This is a genomic window from Actinophytocola xinjiangensis (assembly GCF_001921215.1).
Taxonomy (GTDB): Bacteria; Actinomycetota; Actinomycetes; order Mycobacteriales; family Pseudonocardiaceae; genus Actinophytocola; species Actinophytocola xinjiangensis.
On record NZ_MSIF01000004.1, the window covers coordinates 328,252 to 345,657 of the forward strand.

17 protein-coding genes are annotated in these 17,406 nt (G+C 70.5%); 8 read left to right on the forward strand and 9 right to left on the reverse strand.

Going from position 1 to position 17,406, the window contains the following annotated elements:
- Nucleotides 1-10: 10 nt before the first annotated feature.
- The 3 genes from BLA60_RS11960 to BLA60_RS11970 form a co-directional block, all read right to left on the reverse strand.
- A complete protein-coding gene (locus BLA60_RS11960; RefSeq protein WP_075132877.1) occupies nucleotides 11-568 on the reverse strand; it encodes a DUF3558 domain-containing protein in 558 nt (185 codons plus the stop codon).
- A complete protein-coding gene (locus BLA60_RS11965; RefSeq protein WP_075132878.1) occupies nucleotides 565-909 on the reverse strand; it encodes a PE domain-containing protein in 345 nt (114 codons plus the stop codon). Before BLA60_RS11965 ends, BLA60_RS11960 begins: the two co-directional genes overlap by 4 nt.
- Nucleotides 910-983: 74 nt before the next feature.
- Nucleotides 984-1,415, reverse strand: a complete 432-nt coding sequence (locus BLA60_RS11970; RefSeq protein ID WP_154814288.1) for a hypothetical protein — start codon at nucleotides 1,413-1,415, stop codon at nucleotides 984-986.
- A gap of 154 nt (nucleotides 1,416-1,569) precedes the next feature.
- Here BLA60_RS11970 and BLA60_RS11975 point away from each other — a divergent pair, with 154 nt between their 5' ends.
- Nucleotides 1,570-2,448 carry a helix-turn-helix domain-containing protein gene (locus BLA60_RS11975; RefSeq protein ID WP_154814289.1) on the forward strand — a complete coding sequence of 293 codons (879 nt, stop codon included), beginning with the start codon at nucleotides 1,570-1,572 and terminating at the stop codon, nucleotides 2,446-2,448.
- A gap of 16 nt (nucleotides 2,449-2,464) precedes the next feature.
- Nucleotides 2,465-2,635 (forward strand): DUF397 domain-containing protein, encoded by a 171-nt coding sequence (locus tag BLA60_RS11980; RefSeq protein ID WP_154814303.1) that lies wholly within the window; start codon nucleotides 2,465-2,467, stop codon nucleotides 2,633-2,635.
- Here the strand turns inward: BLA60_RS11980 and BLA60_RS11985 are convergent.
- The 5 genes from BLA60_RS11985 to BLA60_RS12005 are packed head-to-tail and all read right to left on the reverse strand — an operon-like array spanning nucleotide 2,632 to nucleotide 9,734.
- A complete protein-coding gene (locus tag BLA60_RS11985) occupies nucleotides 2,632-5,121 on the reverse strand; it encodes a LamG-like jellyroll fold domain-containing protein (RefSeq protein WP_075132882.1) in 2,490 nt (829 codons plus the stop codon). The genes BLA60_RS11980 and BLA60_RS11985 overlap by 4 nt on opposite strands.
- A gap of 29 nt (nucleotides 5,122-5,150) precedes the next feature.
- Nucleotides 5,151-6,161 carry an ABC transporter permease gene (locus BLA60_RS11990; RefSeq protein ID WP_075132883.1) on the reverse strand — a complete coding sequence of 337 codons (1,011 nt, stop codon included), beginning with the start codon at nucleotides 6,159-6,161 and terminating at the stop codon, nucleotides 5,151-5,153.
- Nucleotides 6,158-7,111 carry an ABC transporter permease gene (locus BLA60_RS11995; RefSeq protein WP_075132884.1) on the reverse strand — a complete coding sequence of 318 codons (954 nt, stop codon included), beginning with the start codon at nucleotides 7,109-7,111 and terminating at the stop codon, nucleotides 6,158-6,160. Before BLA60_RS11995 ends, BLA60_RS11990 begins: the two co-directional genes overlap by 4 nt.
- Nucleotides 7,108-8,625 (reverse strand): sugar ABC transporter ATP-binding protein, encoded by a 1,518-nt coding sequence (locus BLA60_RS12000; protein WP_075132885.1) that lies wholly within the window; start codon nucleotides 8,623-8,625, stop codon nucleotides 7,108-7,110. Before BLA60_RS12000 ends, BLA60_RS11995 begins: the two co-directional genes overlap by 4 nt.
- Before the next feature lie 23 nt (nucleotides 8,626-8,648).
- Nucleotides 8,649-9,734, reverse strand: coding sequence for an ABC transporter substrate-binding protein (locus BLA60_RS12005; RefSeq protein ID WP_075132886.1), 1,086 nt, complete (start codon nucleotides 9,732-9,734; stop codon nucleotides 8,649-8,651).
- Nucleotides 9,735-10,018: 284 nt separating this feature from the next.
- Here BLA60_RS12005 and BLA60_RS12010 point away from each other — a divergent pair, with 284 nt between their 5' ends.
- Together BLA60_RS12010 and BLA60_RS12015 are read left to right on the forward strand one after the other, a co-directional pair.
- Entirely contained in the window at nucleotides 10,019-12,085 is a 2,067-nt protein-coding gene (locus BLA60_RS12010; RefSeq protein WP_075132887.1) for a PQQ-dependent sugar dehydrogenase, read from the forward strand.
- 5 nt (nucleotides 12,086-12,090) lie between these two features.
- Entirely contained in the window at nucleotides 12,091-13,038 is a 948-nt protein-coding gene (locus tag BLA60_RS12015; protein WP_075132888.1) for a LamG-like jellyroll fold domain-containing protein, read from the forward strand.
- Here the strand turns inward: BLA60_RS12015 and BLA60_RS12020 are convergent.
- Entirely contained in the window at nucleotides 13,035-13,739 is a 705-nt protein-coding gene (locus tag BLA60_RS12020) for a histidine phosphatase family protein (protein ID WP_075132889.1), read from the reverse strand. The two genes, BLA60_RS12015 and BLA60_RS12020, sit on opposite strands and share 4 nt — an antisense overlap.
- A 57-nt stretch (nucleotides 13,740-13,796) precedes the next feature.
- Between BLA60_RS12020 and BLA60_RS12025 the strand changes: the two genes are divergently transcribed.
- The 4 genes from BLA60_RS12025 to BLA60_RS12040 all read left to right on the forward strand — a co-directional run bounded on the left by BLA60_RS12025 (nucleotide 13,797) and on the right by BLA60_RS12040 (nucleotide 17,392).
- Nucleotides 13,797-14,444: a PadR family transcriptional regulator gene (locus BLA60_RS12025; protein ID WP_075133010.1), complete on the forward strand. Its 648-nt coding sequence runs from the start codon at nucleotides 13,797-13,799 to the stop codon at nucleotides 14,442-14,444.
- 144 nt (nucleotides 14,445-14,588) lie between these two features.
- Nucleotides 14,589-15,593, forward strand: a complete 1,005-nt coding sequence (locus BLA60_RS12030; RefSeq protein WP_075132890.1) for an ATP-binding cassette domain-containing protein — start codon at nucleotides 14,589-14,591, stop codon at nucleotides 15,591-15,593.
- Complete coding sequence (locus tag BLA60_RS12035) at nucleotides 15,593-16,369, forward strand: ABC transporter permease (RefSeq protein ID WP_075132891.1); 777 nt, start codon at nucleotides 15,593-15,595, stop codon at nucleotides 16,367-16,369. The genes BLA60_RS12030 and BLA60_RS12035 overlap by 1 nt, the downstream gene beginning before the upstream one ends.
- A gap of 75 nt (nucleotides 16,370-16,444) precedes the next feature.
- Nucleotides 16,445-17,392, forward strand: a complete 948-nt coding sequence (locus BLA60_RS12040; protein WP_075132892.1) for a YeiH family protein — start codon at nucleotides 16,445-16,447, stop codon at nucleotides 17,390-17,392.
- The last annotated feature ends 14 nt before the right edge of the window (nucleotides 17,393-17,406 follow it).

A 17,406-nucleotide genomic window follows, 5' to 3' on the forward strand; every position in this document is an offset into this window, starting at 1 on the left:
GAACCCCCAGTCATGACGCCACCAACGTGCTCATGACCGAGGTGGCGAACTGATGTGCGTACTCACAGGCCGGCGGTATGCCTGGCCGGTCCCCGAAAACTCCCGCCTGAACGTCGAGGTACTGCCCGTCGGCGACGTCGACCAGGACCGCGCAGATACTGACGTCGGTGTCGGGCAGGACGACGGTGTAGGCGGGGAAGTCGTTGATCGGGTCGGTGAGCTGGACCTTCCCGAGTTTTCCCAGTTGGGCGTTCACGCCCTCGTAGGTCACGAGGACTGTGCCCAGGAAGCCGGCATCGCCGTTCCAGACGCATTCGGGTTCGCCGCGTTTGGTTGTGCCTGGTTTCCCGGGCTTGTCGAGGGCGTAGTCGGCGTAGTCGGCCTCGGGTAGCAAGGCGCAGGGGTCGAGCCCGTCGAGCTTGATCTCGCGAGGTCGGCTGGTCTCGGCGCTCGTCGTGGTTGAGGTATGGGCGGGCCGGGGATCGCCGGTGGACGTGCTGGTGCACGCGGCCAGGGAGCCGCTGAGCAGCAGGGCGAGCAGGCCTGCGGCGATTCTGGTGATGGTCACGTGAGCCCCTGCCGAAAACCGTGTGCGTTGTCGTCCTCAATGAGTCCGTAGGACACGGCGTCGTCGTGCAGGTTGTTGACGATGTTCGTGAGCCGGTCGACGTAGGACGTGATCGCGTTGACTGCCTCCGCGCCATTCTGTGACATCAAGGCCATGGTGTCCTTGCTGCTCGGGTCGCTGCCCGGCGGGTCGACGTGGCGCAGGTCCATCCAGTTCTCCCGCAACCAGTTGGCGATCCGGTCGCGCTCGTCCTCGAAGCCCTGTTTGAGGTGGAGGAGTTTCTCCGGGGCGACGATCATGCGGGCGGGACCGGTGGGATTCGCGGTGTTGTCGATAGACATGTGTCGTTGCCTCCCTCGCGTGGCGACGCCCCCAGTGCGGAAGTGTAGCGCAGGGGATTACTGACGGTGGTCGTTCAGGCGGTGTCGGTCAGCAGGATTTCGGAAAGTGCGGTGGTCAGATTTCGGCGGCGTTTGCCCCGGAAGATGATGGTGATCTCGGAATCGGGCAGGGTGAGGTAGAGCATCACCGGGCCTGACGTCGGTGGTTCGTCCGCCGGGCGTTCGGTCCATGACCTTTCGACGGGGCGTAGGCAGAGCAGGCGCGGGCCGTGGACGGGGTGTTGAACCGGTATCGCGCACACGTTTCGGGTGTTGATGGCATCGTGCAGGCGCCTGATGCTGGTGCGGTCGGCGGTGATCGTGTACTTCGTGACGCCGGCGGGGTGGATGGTCACGTGTTCGCTGTCGCTCGTGGGCAGGTCGAGAATAATCGTGCATTCCCAGTGGTCCGGGGTGTGACCGAGAACGGTCCAGCGGTGGGCGATTCCTGGTGGAGTGAGCGTCATCTGCATTCCTTGTGCGGGACGGACAAGGCGTTGGGCCTGGGTCGTCTGGTGGGTGACGTCGGTTAGATTGGCATCGACGTGCGCCGTTGGTAAATGTGCGAATGGCTGAATTCCGGCGGTTCGCGAACGCATTCGGTGAGCCTCTTGTCGAGGCGTGACAAGGAACTGGTGGAACATGACAGTGGCGCGGAAGGCGGCCGTCGGGGCGCGCGGACTGGGGATGGAACTGCGTCGACTGCGGGAGCGGGCGAACCTGAGCATGGAACGGGTCGGCACGGTGCTCGGCTGGTCCCCGAACACGATGAGTCGCCTGGAACGCGGACTACGCCCCGACACCACACCCGAAGAGGTGTCAGCTCTTCTGGCGACGATGGCCATTGTCGGCACCGACCGTGACCGGGTGATGCGGATGGCCATCGGGGTCGCCGACCAGGGTTGGTGGGAAGTCAACAACGCCAACATGAGCGACCAGGCCCGCACCTACCTCGGCTTCGAGACCCGAGCCAGTCGCATCATCAACATCGAGCCGTTGCTGGTGCCCGGACTCCTCCAGACCCCGGAGTACATGTTCGCCCTGATGATGGCCTTCGGCGTGGACAAGTCGCAGATCACCGGCCGCATCGCGCGACGACTCCACCGACAGGAACTCCTCGACCGCTGGCAGCCACCCGGACTGACCTTCGTGATGTGCGAGGCAGCCCTTCGCCAGCCGATTGGTGGACACGGGGTCATGGCAAGGCAGTTGCGCCACGTGGCACAACAGGCCGAACGGCGCCATGTCTCAGTGAGGCTCATACCGACCAGGGTCGCGGCGCATCCTGCGTTGCAGGGCGCCTTCGCACTGCTCAACTTCGTCGACGAGCCAACGGTTGTCTTCATCGAAGGGCGCAGTTCCGGGATGTTCCCGGACTCCCCGGACGAGGTGGAGGAATATAGGGTGGTTGCGGAGAGGTCGATTGACTGCGCGCTTGCCGAGCAGGAGTCGTGCGAGCTGCTGCTCGCAATCGCCGAAGAGATGGAGAGAGCGAGGTAGCGCGATGCCCGAGCCGATGGGGTTTCCCACCGTTTGGCGGAAGAGTAGCTTCAGCGGGCCGGACGCCAACTGCGTCGAGGTCGCGCTCGGCGTGGAGGCTGTCGGGGTGCGGGACAGCAAGTGCCCCAACGGCCCGGTGCTGACGTTCGCACCGGGCCGTTGGGCCTTGCTGATCAGTCGGGTCTAGCGACCGGACGCGTACAGGTCGGCGACCTCGACCGCCGGCAGGGCCCGGTCGTACACGTGGACCTGGTCGATCGCCCCGCGCCAGTGGTCGACGGGGTTGCCGCCGAACTTGGCCCGGCCGATGACCGTGTTGCCCTCCGACGGGCCGGCGGTGCAGGCGGTGGCCGAACCCGCCGGCTGGCCGTCGACGTAGAGGCGCAGCGTGCCGGACACGACGTCGCGGACGCCGACCAGGTGGTACCAGCGGCCGACCTCCGGGGCGGCCGGGGCCAACGCCCGAACGCCGACGAAGCTGAACGCGAAACGGTTGTCCGCGCCCGAGTACTGGAGGAAGTAGCCGCTGTTGCTGGTGCCGTCCTGGCTGACGGCGGTGGCGAAGCCGTCGAGGCTGTCCAGCTTCACCCACGCCGCGACCGAGTAGTTCCCGGTGGTGTCGGTCAGGGCCGCTCCGGTGTCCACAAAGGATTCTCCGGCGAACTGGAGGCCGGTGCCGTCGCGGCCCTCGGTCCAGGTGGGACCGTTGACCAGGGTGGCGTCCGCGTCGCCGACGGCGTCGGCGGTGGTGGTGCCGGTGGCCTCGGAGAACGGGTAGTAGTGGATGCCGTCGGCGCCGGGCGTGCCGGGGCCGGGCGGCTCGACGTCGCCGCCGGTGCCGTCGGCCTCGGCGATGATCTTCTCGTTGATCGCCCGCACCTGGGCGAAGTCCATCTTCTCGACCTGGCGGTCGTAGGTGAAGAACCCGTTGACCTCGTGTTCCACGTCGGTGATCTGGGTGTAGATCGCACCGGAGATGCCGCAGTCGCGGGCCGAGGACAGGACATCGGTCTGGTTCTCGACGTAGCGACGCGTCAACGTCGCGCTGTCGGGGGTCATCTCGTAGGCGTGGCCCTCGCCGAACCACATGTGGTCCTCGACCTCCAGACCGAAACCGCCGTGCTCACCGTCGGCCGACACGCGGGTGGCGTCGGGGACCGGTTGCGCCGGGCCGACATAGGCGTGGTGGTCGATCATGTCGCCCTTGCCGGAGTCGCCCTTGGACGCACAGCAGTTCACGCCCGAGTGGGCGTTCACCAGACGGCTCGGGTCCATGGCCTTCACCTCCTCGGCGATCCGGCCGGTCTCCACCCGGTCCCACTCGCCCCAGCCCTCGTTGAACGGCACCCACGCCACCACCGAGGTCCAGTTGTCGTGCTGCTCGACCATCGTCGCCAGTTCCGCCTCGAACTGGGTTCGCGCGTAGGGCGGCGGGACGGTGGACGACGTCCTCATCGCCGGCATGTCCTGCCAGACCATCAACCCCAGCTGGTCGGCGTGGTGGAACCAGCGGTCCGGCTCGACCTTGATGTGCTTGCGCACGGTGTTGAACCCGAGAACCTTGTGCTGCTCCAGGTCGAACCGCAGGGCCTCGTCGGTCGGCGCGGTGTGGAGGCCGTCCGGCCAGAAACCCTGGTCCAGGGTGGACATGTGGAACAGGATCTCGCCGTTGAGGGTCATCCGCAGCTTGCCGTCGGCGCCCGGTGCCATGCCGATCTCGCGCATGCCGAAGTACGAACCGACCTCGTCGACAGTCCTCTTGCGACCGTCGAGCAGCCGGACCTTCAGGCCGTACAGGAACGGCGAGTCGGGTGACCACAGCTTGGCGTCGGGCACCGGCAGCGCCAGATCACTGTTCGCCGGGCCCCGCACCCGGCCGACCTCGCGCCGGCCGTCGTAGGCGACCGCCTCGACGGTCGCGGCGCCGCCGGCGGTGTTGGCGTTGAGCGTGAGGCTGCCGGCGGCCAGCTTCGGGGTCATGTCGAGCTTGGTGACGTGCGTGGCGGCCACCGGCTCCAGCCACACCGTCTGCCAGATCCCGGAACTGCCGGTGTAGAAGATGCCCCGGTCGGGGGTGCGGCGCTGCTTGCCGACCGGCTGCCAGGTGGCGTCGGTGAGGTCCTCGACGCCGACGATGAGCTCCTGGCTGCCGCGCGAGCGCAGCGCGTCGGTGATGTCGGCGCTGAACTTGTCGTAGCCGCCCTGGTGCGCGGCCACCAGCTTCCCGTTGACCCACACCTTCGACACGTAGTCCACCGCGCCGAAGTTCAGCACCACCCGGTCACCGCGCCAGTCGGTCGGCACGTCGAACGTGCGGCGGTACCACATGCGGTCCTCGGACCGCTGGATCCCCGACAGCGCCGACTCGACCGGGTAGGGGACCAGGATCCGCTCGGCCAGGGTCTGCCCGACCGGCGGCGTGCCGAGCGACCCGGCGCCGGCGAACTCCCACACACCGTTGAGGTTGCGCCAGTCGGGGCGGGTCAGCTGCGGGCGCGGGTACTCCGGCAGCGCGTTGTCCGGGCCGACCTCGTCGGTCCACGGGGTGCTCAGCGGCGGGGTGCCCGGCTGCCAGTCGGGGGCGGCCGTGGCGGTGGCGGCGGGCAGCAGGGCCACGGCGGTGACCGTGGCCGTGAGCGCGCCGAGCAACCGTCTGCGCAGGGTTGTCCTCATGAGTTCCGGCAACCTCCTCGTGTGGGTGACTAACGTCGTCGGCCACGCAGGTGCGCGCGGCTCAGGTACGCCTGGACGGCGACCACGACAGCCAGGAACGCGCCGCTGACCACCGACTGGTAGTGCGTGGACAGCGTGCCGACCTGGTTGATCACGTTCTGGATGACGCGCAGCAGCAGCACCCCGGCCAGCGTCCCGCCGACCGTGCCGACGCCGCCGGTGAGCAGCGTGCCGCCGATGACCACGGCGGCGATCGCGTCCAGCTCCAGCCCCTCGCCGACGATCGTCACGCCGGAGGCGGAGTAGGCGGCCGCGAGCGTGCCGGCCAGGCCCGCGAGCAGGCCGCTGCCCAGGTAGAGCAGCATCGTGTCGCGGGCGACCGGCAGGCCCATCAGCGTCGCGGCCTCGCGGCTGCCGCCGATCGCCAGCGTCGCGTGCCCGAACCGGGTGCGGCCCAGGACGACGACCCCGACGGCGAACAGGCCCAGCGTGATCCACACCGGCAGGCCCAGCCCCAGGAACGTGCCCTGGCCGAGGTGGGTGAGCCAGTCCTCGCGCGGCATCAGGCGGGTGGTGGCGCCCTCGTCGGTGATCGCCAGCAGCAGGCCGCGCGCGCCGAGCAGCGTGGCCAGCGTGACGATGAACGGCGCGAGCCGGCCGTAGGCGACCAGCACGCCGTTGAGCAGGCCGATCGCGCCACACACCACCAGCGGCAGCGCCAGCCCGACCAGCGAGCCCCACTGGATCCCGTAGGCGGCGAGCACCCCGCCCAGCGCGTACACCGAGCCGACCGACAGGTCGATGCCACCGGAGATGATCACGAACGTCATGCCGAGCGCGACGACCGCCAGGAACGAGGACTGGATGGCGATGTTGCGCGCGTTGTCCAGCGTGGCGAACGAGTCGAACGACACCGAGGACACCAGCACCACGAGCGCCAGGACGACGATCGAGCCGCGTCGCTGCACGAGCCCGGCGAGCCGCTCGGTCCTGGTCTCGGTGGTCCTGGTCTCGGCGCTGGTCTCGGTGGCGCTGGTCATCGGGACCCCCGCTGCAGGTGGACCGCCACCAGGATGATCGCGGCCTGGACGATCTGGGCGGTGGAGTCGGGGAGGTTGTGCTTGATCAGCGTGGCGGTGATCAGCTGCATGAGCACCGCCCCGGCGACCGTGCCCAGGATCCGCACCCGGCCGCCGGACAGCGGCGTGCCGCCGACGACGACCGCGGTGATCGCCGACAGCTCGTAGAGGGTGCCGATGGCCGACGGGTCGGACGCGGTGAGCCGCGCGGTGGCGAGGATCCCGGCGACCGCCGCGAGCACCCCGCTGATGACGTAGGTGGTCAGCAGGACCCGGCGCACCGGCAGCCCCGCCAGCGCCGAGGCCGACCGGTTCCCGCCGACCGCGACGAGTTGGCGGCCGAAGGTCGTGTACCGCACGACCAGCCACACCGCCACCGCCAGGACCGCGGCGATCCACCCGATCGTGGGAATTCCCAGCAGTTCTCCGCTACCGAGTGCCAGCAGGTCGTCGTTGCGGATGTCGGTGAGCTGGCCGTCGGCGAACACCAGCGCCAGGCCGCGCCCGCCGACCAGCAACGCCAGCGTCGCGACGATCGGCTGGATCCCGACGACCGCGACCAGCGTCCCGTTCAACGCCCCGCACAGCGCCCCGGCGACCAGTGCGAGCCCGACGGCCGGCACGAACCCGTACCCCAGGTAGAGCGGCAGGATCGCCGCCGCGACCGCCATCACCGAGCCGACCGACAGGTCGACGCCCTCGGTCCCGATGACCAGCGCCATGCCCAGCGCGACGATCAGCACCGGCGCGACCTGCACGACCTGGGTGCCCAGGTTGCCCCAGGTGGCGAAGTTCGCGCTGAACAGCAGGTTGTACCCGACCAGGACGGCCACCGCCGCGTACACGCCGTTGTCGCGCAGCCACGCCGTCAGCCGGCCAGTTCGCGGTTCGGCGCGCGGGTCGGCGGTCACGCCGGGCCCTCCTCGGCCAGCGCGGCGAGCAGGGCGGCCTCGGTGACGTCCTCTCCGGTCAGGCGGGCGGTGACCGCGCCGTCGCGCAGCACGACGATGGTGTCCGAGCCCTCGACGACCTCGTCGAACTCCGAGGAGATCAGCACGACCCCCAGACCGTCGCGGGCGAGTTCGTCGACCAGGGCCTGGACCTCGGCCTTGGCGCCGACGTCGATGCCCCTGGTCGGCTCGTCCAGCAGCAGCAGGCGGGGTTCCAGGCACAGCAGGCGGGCCAGCAGCACCTTCTGCTGGTTGCCGCCGGACAGTTCGCCGACGCGCTGGTCGGGGCTGGCGGCCTTGATCCGCAGCCGCCGGACGAACGTGTCCACGATGGAGTCCTGGCGGCGGCGGGAGACCAGGCCGGCGGCGGAGAGCCGGGGGAGCGCGGCGAGCACGATGTTCTCCCGCACCGACAGGTCCGGCAGGATGCCGTCGGCCTTGCGGTCCTCGGGCAGCAGCACCACGCCGGCGCGCATCGCGGCGGCCACCGAGCCGGTGCGCAGCCGGGTGCCCTCGACGGTGACCTCGCCGGAGTCCAGCGGCAGCGCCCCGGCGATGGCCATGGCGGTCTCGCTGCGCCCGGCGCCGAGCAGCCCACCGAGCCCGACGATCTCGCCGGGGCGTACGGCCAGGTCCACGCCGTCGAGGCGGTGCTTGACGGTCAGGCCGGTCGCGGTGAGCACGGGTTCGGCGCGTTCGGCGGTGTGCTCGCCCTCGAACTTCGTCGCGCCATCGCGCCGGACCTCCTCCAGGTCGCGGCCGAGCATCATGGCGACCAGTCCGAGCCGGGGCAGTCCGGCCAGGGGTCCACTGTGGACGACCCGGCCGTCGCGCAGGACCGTGACCTGGTCGCAGATCCGGTACAGCTCGTCGAGCCGGTGGCTGACGTAGAGGACGGCGACGCCGTCGGCGCGCAGCCGCTCGACGACGGTGAACAGCGTGTCGACCTCGCGGGGTTCGAGCGAGGAGGTCGGCTCGTCCAGGATCACCACCCTGGCGCGGGTGTCGGCGGCCCGCGCGAGGGCGACCATCTGCTGGACACCCATGCCCAGCGTGCGCAGCGGCCGGGTGACGTCGACCCGGATGCCGTAGCCGGCGAGCAGGTCGGCCGCGCGGCGGTTCATCGCACGGAAGTCGAGCAGGCCCCAGCGGGTGCGGGGTTCGCGGCCCAGGAACAGGTTGCTGGCCACCGACTGCTGGCCGACGAGGTTGACCTCCTGGTAGACGGTGCTGATCCCGGCGTTCTGGGCGTCGGCCGGGCGGCCGAAGCCGGTCGTCTCACCGAGGTAGGTCAGTTCGCCGGTGTCGGGGGTGTACACCCCGGTCAGGACCTTGATCAGGGTCGACTTGCCGGCGCCGTTCTCCCCGACGAGGGCATGGACCTCGCCGCCGTGGAGGGTGAGATCGACCTCCGACAGGGCGACGACACCGGGAAAACGCTTGCTCACGGCCGTCGCGGCCAGTACCGGCTCCATCAGCGCGCCCGTCCCGTCCGAGGTCAGTACGCGTTCGCGACCTCGTCGGCGGCGTTGTCCCTGCCGTAGAGCTTGTCGCTGATCACGATGTCCTGGGCGACCGGCTCGCCGGACAGGAACGTCCGGAGCGTCTCGAACGCGAGCGGCCCGAACCGGGGGTTGGACTCGACCACCGAGTACATCTCGCCGTCGACGATCTTCTGCACGGCGTTGCGCGTGCCGTCGATGGACACGACGTGGATGTCGCCGCCGGGCTTCTTGCCGGCGCTCTTGAGGGCCACCAGCGCGCCGAGGGCCATCTCGTCGTTCTCGGCGTAGACGCCGGTGATGTCCGGTTGGGCCTGGATGATCTGTTCCATCACCTGCTGGCCCTTGTCGCGGGCGAACTCACCGGTCTGCTGGGCGACGATCTCGACGTCCGGGGCGATCTTGGCCAGCTCGTCGACGAACCCGTTGGTCCGGTCGGTGGTGACGTTGTTGCCCGAGGCGCCGAGCAGGATCGCGACCTTGCCCTTCTCGCCCAGCGCGGCGGCCATCTCCTGCGCGGCGCGCTTGCCCTGTTCGACGAAGTCGGACCCGAGGAAGGCGACGTAGTCCTCGCACGGGGTCGAGTTGACCTTCCGGTCGATGGTGAGCACGGGGATGTTCTTCGCCCGCGCCGCGTCCAGCGCCGGCTCCAGCCCGTCGGAGTTCAGCGGCGCGACGATCAGTGCCTGCGCGCCCTTGTTGATCATGTCCTGGATGTCGGAGATCTGTTTGCCCAGCTGGGAGTTGGCGTTGGTGGTGAGCAGCTGCCTGACCCCGGCGGCCTGCGCCTCGTCCTTGATCGACTGGGTCTCGGCGATCCGGAACGGGTTGGCCTCCTTCTCCGACTGGGAGAAGCCGACGATCGCGTCGGTGAGGTCCAGTGGCTCGCCGCCGTACTGGTCCAGGGTGCAGGTCGGGCCGTCGGCGGTCTCCGGCTCGGCGACCTGGGCGCCGCCGGTGGAGTCGGCCGCCGGGTCGGCGCCGGAGTCCTCGGCCTTGGTGCACGCGCTCAGCACCAGCGCGGCACAGAGAACGGCCGCGCCGGCGAGGTGGACGGGGCGAAGCGAACGGAAAGCCGTCATTGGCTCACTCCTGGCCATCGCGGAGGTCGCGTCCCATCGCAACCTCGCCGATCAAATTCAGTCACATCCGAAACTTAACTGTCAAGTGATCACGCCAAATTCGCACATGTTCGATCAGAGGTTGAACAAAGTTGCTGTAGGTGATCATGGAAGTGCGCTGTGATGTCGGTTGTCGGGTGGTCGCGGTGACCCGGTGTGTGCCCTTGCGGCACCGAGGGTGCGTGAGTACTGTCAGGCAAGCGCTTTCCTAACGTCATGCGACCCCACAAGGTGGTGGGCGACAGATGTCGAACCCCGCACGATGGCTGGTAACGATCGCTTCCGCGGCCCTGGTCGCCGCCTCCCTGGCCGTCCCGCACACCGCGACGGCGCAACCCACCCCGGTGGCCGACCCGATCCAGGACCCCCTACCCGACCCGATCCCCTCGACCCTGGGCATCACCGTCGACGAGTTCGCGCAGTTCCCCAGGACCGAACCGGTTCCCGCGCCCACCGACCAGCGGCTGATGCGCCACGCGCGGATCAACCACCTCGGGGAACTGCCCGACGGCCGGATGTACGTCCCCGACCTCAACGGGAAGATGTACCTGCTCGGCGACGACGGCGTTGCGCACCTCTACCTCGACATCGGTGCCGCGTTCGCCCCGGAGTTCATCTCCGGTCGGGGACTGGGATCCGGCTCGGGGTTCATCACCTTCCACCCGGACTTCACCCGCAACGGGAAGTTCTACACCGTGCACACCGAATGGGGCGCCGGGCTCACCGAACCGACGACCTACCCCGCCCAGCCGGGGGCCGCGTTCCACGGGATCATCACCGAGTGGACGGCCACCGACCCGTCGGCCGACACGTTCAGCGGGACCAGCCGTCAGGTGCTGCGCCTCGGGTTCCGGTCACAGGTCCACGGGTTCCAGCAGATCGACTTCAACCCGACCGCGCGACCGGGCGACGCCGAGTACGGCGTGCTGTACCTCGCCGCCGGCGACGGCGGACTCGGTGCCTCCAGCACCGACCCGCAGAACACCGCCACCCCCTACGGCACGCTGCTGCGCATCGATCCCCTGGGGCACAACGGACCCGGCGGCGCCTACGGCATCCCGGCCGACAACCCGTTCGTCGGGCGACCGGGTGCGCTGGGGGAGATCTACGCCATCGGGATGCGTGACCCGCACCGGTTCAGCTGGGACCCCGCCACCCGGCGGATGTACCTGGGGCACATCGGCGAGCACCGGATCGAGTCGGTCTACGACGTGCGGCCCGGCGACAACTTCGGGTGGAGCGAACGGGAAGGGCCGTTCCTGTTCCAGCGCGGCGACGCGCGGTGCGGCGTCTATCCCCTGCCCTCCGATGACGCCCAGTACGGGTACACCTACCCGGTCGCCGCGTTCGACCACAACCCGCCGCCGGGCCATCCGCTGTGCTCGGACTCGGGGCACGCGATCAGCGGCGGCTTCGTCTACCGGGGCGACGATCTGCCGCACCTGCGCGGGAAGTACCTGTTCACCGATCTGGTCGACGGGCGGATCTTCTACACCGAGGCGAGCGAGATGCGGCGCGGTCGCCCGATGGCGCAGATCTATCAGCTCATGGTGTACACCCCCGACGGGCAACGCACGACGATGCGTGACCTCGTCGGCGACGACCGGGTGGACCTGCGCATCGGTCAGGACGCCGAGGGCGAGCTGTACCTGATCGCCAAGGCCAACGGGAAGATCTGGAAGGTCGCCGGCACCCAGCGCTTCGCCGACTGCCGCACCGGGCACACGCGGGTGTCGGCCGACGGCCCGCGGGACTGGGCCCCGGTGACGCCGGCGAAGTGGCGCTTCCGGGGTGACCAGGCGATCCTGGCGGAGGCCGGGGAGGCAAGGCCCGGTCCGCGCCGGCCGTTCGAGTACGCGGTGCTCACCGACGGGCCCGAGCTGACCTCGGCCAGGATCAGTGCCGAGGTCCGGTTGGACACGCCGGTCGAGGTCAGCAACCGGGACGTGATCGTCGTCTTCGGGTACCAGTCGGACACGCGCTACTACTACGCCCACCTGTCCACCGACAACACGATCTACCCGCACAACGGCATCTTCGTGGTCGACGACGCCGACCGGCTGCGCATCGACGACCAGTGGGACCAGACCCTGTCCTACGGCGCCGCCCCGGCCATCACCGACGCCGACTGGCACGACGTGGCCGTCACGCACTGCGCGGACACCGGCGAGATCGCCGTGCGGGTCGACGGTGAGCTGGTGATGACCGCGCTCGACCGGACCTTCGCCCAGGGGCGGGTCGGGTTCGGCTCGTTCGACAACATCGGGCGGGTGCGGGACCTCACGGTCGCCGCCACCTCGGTCCGGGGGTGAAACCAGTGAGAGGGCACCGGTTCCCGGCGTTCGCGGCAGCGTTGCTGTGCGCGTCGGCGGCGGTGCTGACGGGGCCGGTGTCCGCCACCGCCACTCCGGCGGACGCCGGCCCCGTGCTCCCCGGTCTCGCCCGACACCTCGTCGCCTACTACGACTTCGAGCACCCGGTCGCCGGAAACCCCGCCCTGGAAAGGGACCTGGGCCGTTCCGGCACGGACATCGCGCTGGTCAACGGCGGCCACCGGATGCGGGTGCCCGACCGGGGCGGGCAGGTCCTGCGCACCCGGCAGGTCCAGCCGGCCGTCGCCGGCAACGACGACTGGAAGGCCGGCGTGTACGCGGCCGGCGGGGTGCCGACGCTGCGCGCGTTCAACGCGGCCCGCGAGATCACCGTGCTGGGCTGGTTCAAGGTCACCGGTGACCTGCCGGCGCCCAACTCCACCACCCCCGACCCCGACGACCGCTACAACGCCATCGGCCTGGCCGGGGTGCTCTCCGGCGGCTCCGACGGGCACGCGGTGCGCGCGCTGCTGGAGGTCATCGACGTCGGCGGCGAGCCGAAGGTCGTGGCGTTGGGCCGTCGGGTCGACGGCGCCGCCTCCCAGACCTTCGCCGCCGACGCCGACTGGCAGACCCTGCTGCCGCGCGACACCTGGGTCCACCTGGCCGCCACCTTCGACTTCGACACCGGCGAACTGGCCCTCTACCGTGACGGTCGCGCGCTGCCCGGCCGGTACACCGTCGCCGGTGACCCGTGGGCGATCGCCGGCCCGCCCGAACCCGACCGGACCAGCCCCACCGACCCGGCCGGCCTCAAGATCGGCGGCAGCTTCCCGCAGGACACGGCCGAGGCCAACCCGTGCGACTGCCGGATGGACGGCCTGGCCTTCCTCGACCGGGCACTGTCCCCGGCGCAGGTGTGGCGCCAGTACCGCTGGTCGGTGCACCGTTAGCCCAGCGGCTCCGGCCGGATGGTGAACGACGGGTGCAGGTGGGCGGTGTCGTTGAAGCGGCGGATGATCCACCGCTCCTCGGTCACCACCAGTTGGGTGATCGACGCGTTGTCGGCGTCGACGAAGGCGAAGGGCTCCGCCCCGGTGGCCATCGCGGTGATCTGGCCGATGACGCCGCCGTGGGTGACCGCGACGACCCGGCCGTCGGGGTGGGCGGCGGCGATGCGCCCGATGGCGGCCCGGACGCGGTCGGCGAGCGCCTCGGTGGACTCGGCACCCGGGATGGCGTCCCAGCGCTGGGTCTCCCACATCCGCTGGGCGGTCTCGTGGCGTTCGGCGACGCGGATGCGGAACAGGCCGCCCTCCCACTCGCCGAGCAGCACCTCGCGCAGGTCCGGCTCGACCGCCGGGGTGAGGTTCAGGCGCTTGGCCAGTGGCGCGGCGGTCTGGTGGGTGCGGCGCAGGGTGGTCACGTAGAGCGCGTCGATGGGCTCGACGGCCAGGCGGGCGCCGACCAGTTCGGCCTCGCGCTCGCCCTCGGGGGCCAGCGGCGGGTCGCCGTGGCCGTCGACCAGGGGGAACGGGGCGTCCAGGCGCGCGGGGGCGGATTCGCCGTGCCTGACCAGCAGGATCTCGGTGGCGCCCGGGGGCAGGGTGAAGCGGAACTGACGGTGGCCGGGGTTGTCGTTCATGAACTCCATTCAACACCTCTCGTCACCGAATACTCTGACTCGAGTATTTGCGCTAGAGTGTTCGGCATGCGCAAGCGCAAGGTGTCCAACCCGCTCGCCCTGGCGGTGCTCTCGCTGCTCACCGAGAAGCCGATGCACCCCTACGAGATGTCCAGCACCCTGCGCGAACGCGCCAAGGAGGAGAGCATCAAGCTCAACTTCGGCTCGCTCTACTCGGTGGTCGAGTCGCTGCGCCGGCACGAGCTGATCGACGTCCAGGAGACCGTCCGCGAGGGCCGGCGGCCCGAACGCACGGTCTACGCGATCACCGACGCCGGCCGCGAGGAGTTCGTCGACTGGGAGAGCGAGCTGCTGTCGGTCCCGGTCAAGGAGTACACGCAGTTCGAGGCGGCGCTCTCGCTGGTCGGCGCGCTCCCCCCGGACGAGGTCATCCGGCTGCTGGACACCCGGCGGATGCGGCTGACCACCGAGATCGTCAGTCAGCGCGCGGTGATCGACGAGATGTCCAAGCAGGGCATGCCCTACCTGTTCGCCGTCGAGGCCGACTACGTGCTGGTGCTGCGCCAGGCCGAGCTGGCGTTCGTCGAGCGGCTGCTGAACCAGATGCGCGACGGATCGCTGGAGGGGATCGACTTCTGGCGCGAGGTGCACGACAACGGCGGGGCGAACCCCGAGAGCGGCTGGGAGACCACCCCACTGCGCAGAGTCAAATAACACCGCTGGCCGGGTGCGGCAACACCCGGCCAGCGACCAGAAACCCGGGGCTCGACCCGTGACGGCCCGCGACCCAGGCGACAGCTCCACCATAGCCGGCCGCGCACGGACCGACCCTGGGCCCAACCAGGAGGTTCACCTGCGATGGCAGTGTCAGCAGGGCGGGTCGCGACCCGCCGGACGACCGGGGAGCCGGCGATCAGCGCCGAGAACCTGGTCAAGACCTACGGCGAGGTCACCGCGCTCGCCGGACTGAGTTTCGCGGTGGCGCCCGGCACGGTGTTCGGTCTACTCGGACCCAACGGCGCCGGCAAGTCCACCACGATCCGGATCCTCACCACGCTGTCCCGCCCGGACAGCGGCACCGCCACCGTCGCCGGCGCCGACGTGCTGGCCCGGCCCGACGCGGTGCGCCGGGCGATCGGCGTGGTCACCCAGGGCTCGGGCACCGACCCGCAGGCCACCGGCCGGGAGAACCTGCTGCTCGCCGGCCGCCTCCACGGCCTGCGCGGCGACGAGGTGAAGGCCAGGGCCGACGAGCTGCTGGACCGCTTCGGCCTCACCGAGGCCGCCGGCCGCGTCGTGCGCACCTACTCCGGTGGTATGCAACGGAAACTGGACGTCGCGATGGGCCTGGTGCACCGGCCGGCGGTGCTGTTCCTCGACGAGCCGACCACCGGCCTTGACCCGCAGGCCCGCGCGGACATGTGGGCCGAGATCGCCCGGCTGTCCACCCAGGAGCAGCTGACGGTCATGCTCACCACGCACTACCTCGAAGAGGCCGACCAACTCGCCGACCGGCTGGTGATCGTCGACCGGGGCACGGTCGTGGCCGAGGGCTCGCCGGAGGAACTCAAGAGCGGACTGCGCGGTGACGCGGTGGTCATCGAGCTGGCGCCGGACGCCGACCTGGCAGTCGCCGGCGGCGCGGTCGAGGCCCTGACCGGCCTGCGGGACGTGACGGTCGACGGCCGCACGATCCGCGGTCGCGTCGACCACGGGGCGAGTGCGGTGCCGGCGGTACTGGCCGCGCTGGAACGCGAGTCGGTGGCGGTCGCGGCGGTGACCATCGCCCGGCCGGCCCTCGATGACGTGTACCTGCGGCACACCGGCCGGTCGTTCGCGGCGGCCGAGCGGGTGAGCGCCTGATGACCACCCTGGCCGCACACTCGGGTTACCTGACTGGTCGGCTGCTGCGCGCGACCCTGCGCCAGCCGGCGTTCGTGGCGATCTCGCTGGTCCAGCCGATGATCTGGCTGCTGCTGTTCGGCGAGCTGTTCCGGCGGGTCGTCGAGCTGCCCGGGTTCACCACCGGCAGCTACGTCGACTTCCTGACCCCCGGCGTGGTCGTGATGACCGTGCTGTTCACCGCCGGCTGGGCCGGGATGGCGTTCATCGACGACATGGACCGGGGCGTGATGGACCGGATGCTGGCCAGCCCGGTCAACCGGATGGCGATGATGGTGTCCTCGGTGGCCAACCAGGCCGTGACGATCGTCGTGCAGGGCGTGATCGTGGTGGCGGTGGCGCTGCTGCTGGGGGCGGAGCTGGCCGGCGGGGTGCTGGGCGTGCTGGTGATGCTGGTGTCGGCGGTGCTGCTGGCGGCGGCGTTCGCGTCGCTGTCCAACGGAATGGCGCTGATCGTGCGGACCTCGGAGTCGCTGATCGGGTTCTCCACGATGCTGACGCTGCCTCTGTCGTTCCTGTCCTCGGCGATGATGGCCAGGGAGGTGGCGCCGGAGTGGATCCAGGCGGTGTCCACCTGGAACCCGGTGGACTGGACGGTGGTCGCCAGCCGGGAGGCGCTCTCGGCCGACCCGGACTGGCCGGCGGTGTTCGTGCGGCTCGGCGGTCTGCTGGCGGTGGCGGTGGCGGCGATCTGGTTGGCCACCAGGGCTTTCAGGGCCTACCAGCGGTCGCTGTAGGTCATAGCCGCCGGGCATGACGGGATGCCCTGGCGATGGCTACCCGCTGTCAAGCCCCTCCCACATGATGAGAGCATGCTGGTTCCAGGGTTGGCGGTGGTCGCCGTGGCGACGGTTCTCGGGCAGGTCGCCGGGTGGCTGGTGCCGGTGGCGAGCGCGCTGGTGGTGGGGCTGCTGCTGGGGATCGGCTGGCGGGCCGCCGCCGGTCCCCGCGCGGCGCTGACCCCGGGCTTCCGCTTCGCCGCGACCTGGCTGTTACGCGCCGGGGTGATGCTGTTGGGCTTCCAGCTGGCGCTGTCCCAGATCGTCCACTTCGGACTCCCCGTGCTGGCGGCGGTGATCGTGGCGGTGGCCGTGACGTTCCTGGCGACCCGGTGGTTCGGCCGGCTGTTCGGCCTGTCGCCCGCGAGGTCGCTGCTCGTGGCGACCGGGGTGGCGGTGTGCGGGGCGTCGGCCGTCGCCGCCGCCAACCCGGTCGCCGGCGGGGACGAGGAGGACGCGGCCACCGCCGTCACCGCGGTGACCCTGCTGGGGACGGTGGCGATCGCCCTGTTCCCGTTGCTGGGCCTGGCCCTCGGGGTGCCCGACACCGAGTTCGGACTGTGGACCGGGGCGAGCGTCCACGAGGTCGGCCAGGTCGTGGCGATCGGGGCGGCGGCGGGGCCGGTGGTGCTCCAGGCGGCGGTGGTGATCAAGCTGGCGCGGGTGGCGTTGCTGGCGCCGCTGGTCGCGGTGCTGGGACTGACCAGAAAGGTCGGTGGACGCGGGCCGCTGGTGCCGTGGTTCGTGGTGGGGTTCGTGGTGCTGGCGGTGGTTCGGGAGATCGTCGCGGTGCCGGTCGCGGTGACGTCCACCGTGGAGTTCGTGGCCGGGGTTCTGTTGTGCGCGGGGATGTTCGGGTTGGGGGCGGCGGTGGATGTGCGGTCGGTCGTTCGGGCCGGCGGGCCGGCGCTGGCGGCCGGGGCGTTGGGGAGCGTGGTACTTGCGGTGGTGGCGGGCGCGGGGATCTGGATCGCGGTGTGACCCGCCGCCGGTCC

What these genes read in the sequence shown, in the direction of transcription:
- BLA60_RS12000 (WP_075132885.1), bottom strand. Translation starts at nt 8,625, where the DNA reads ATGGAGCCGGTACTGGCCGCGACGGCCGTGAGCAAGCGTTTTCCCGGT.
- BLA60_RS12010 (WP_075132887.1), top strand. Translation starts at nt 10,019, where the DNA reads ATGTCGAACCCCGCACGATGGCTGGTAACGATCGCTTCCGCGGCCCTG.
- BLA60_RS12020 (WP_075132889.1), bottom strand. Translation starts at nt 13,739, where the DNA reads ATGGAGTTCATGAACGACAACCCCGGCCACCGTCAGTTCCGCTTCACC.
- BLA60_RS11980 (WP_154814303.1), top strand. Translation starts at nt 2,465, where the DNA reads ATGGGGTTTCCCACCGTTTGGCGGAAGAGTAGCTTCAGCGGGCCGGAC.
- BLA60_RS12035 (WP_075132891.1), top strand. Translation starts at nt 15,593, where the DNA reads ATGACCACCCTGGCCGCACACTCGGGTTACCTGACTGGTCGGCTGCTG.
- BLA60_RS12025 (WP_075133010.1), top strand. Translation starts at nt 13,797, where the DNA reads ATGCGCAAGCGCAAGGTGTCCAACCCGCTCGCCCTGGCGGTGCTCTCG.
- BLA60_RS12030 (WP_075132890.1), top strand. Translation starts at nt 14,589, where the DNA reads ATGGCAGTGTCAGCAGGGCGGGTCGCGACCCGCCGGACGACCGGGGAG.
- BLA60_RS11990 (WP_075132883.1), bottom strand. Translation starts at nt 6,161, where the DNA reads ATGACCAGCGCCACCGAGACCAGCGCCGAGACCAGGACCACCGAGACC.
- BLA60_RS11965 (WP_075132878.1), bottom strand. Translation starts at nt 909, where the DNA reads ATGTCTATCGACAACACCGCGAATCCCACCGGTCCCGCCCGCATGATC.
- BLA60_RS11985 (WP_075132882.1), bottom strand. Translation starts at nt 5,121, where the DNA reads ATGAGGACAACCCTGCGCAGACGGTTGCTCGGCGCGCTCACGGCCACG.
- BLA60_RS12005 (WP_075132886.1), bottom strand. Translation starts at nt 9,734, where the DNA reads ATGACGGCTTTCCGTTCGCTTCGCCCCGTCCACCTCGCCGGCGCGGCC.
- BLA60_RS11970 (WP_154814288.1), bottom strand. Translation starts at nt 1,415, where the DNA reads ATGACGCTCACTCCACCAGGAATCGCCCACCGCTGGACCGTTCTCGGT.
- BLA60_RS12040 (WP_075132892.1), top strand. Translation starts at nt 16,445, where the DNA reads ATGCTGGTTCCAGGGTTGGCGGTGGTCGCCGTGGCGACGGTTCTCGGG.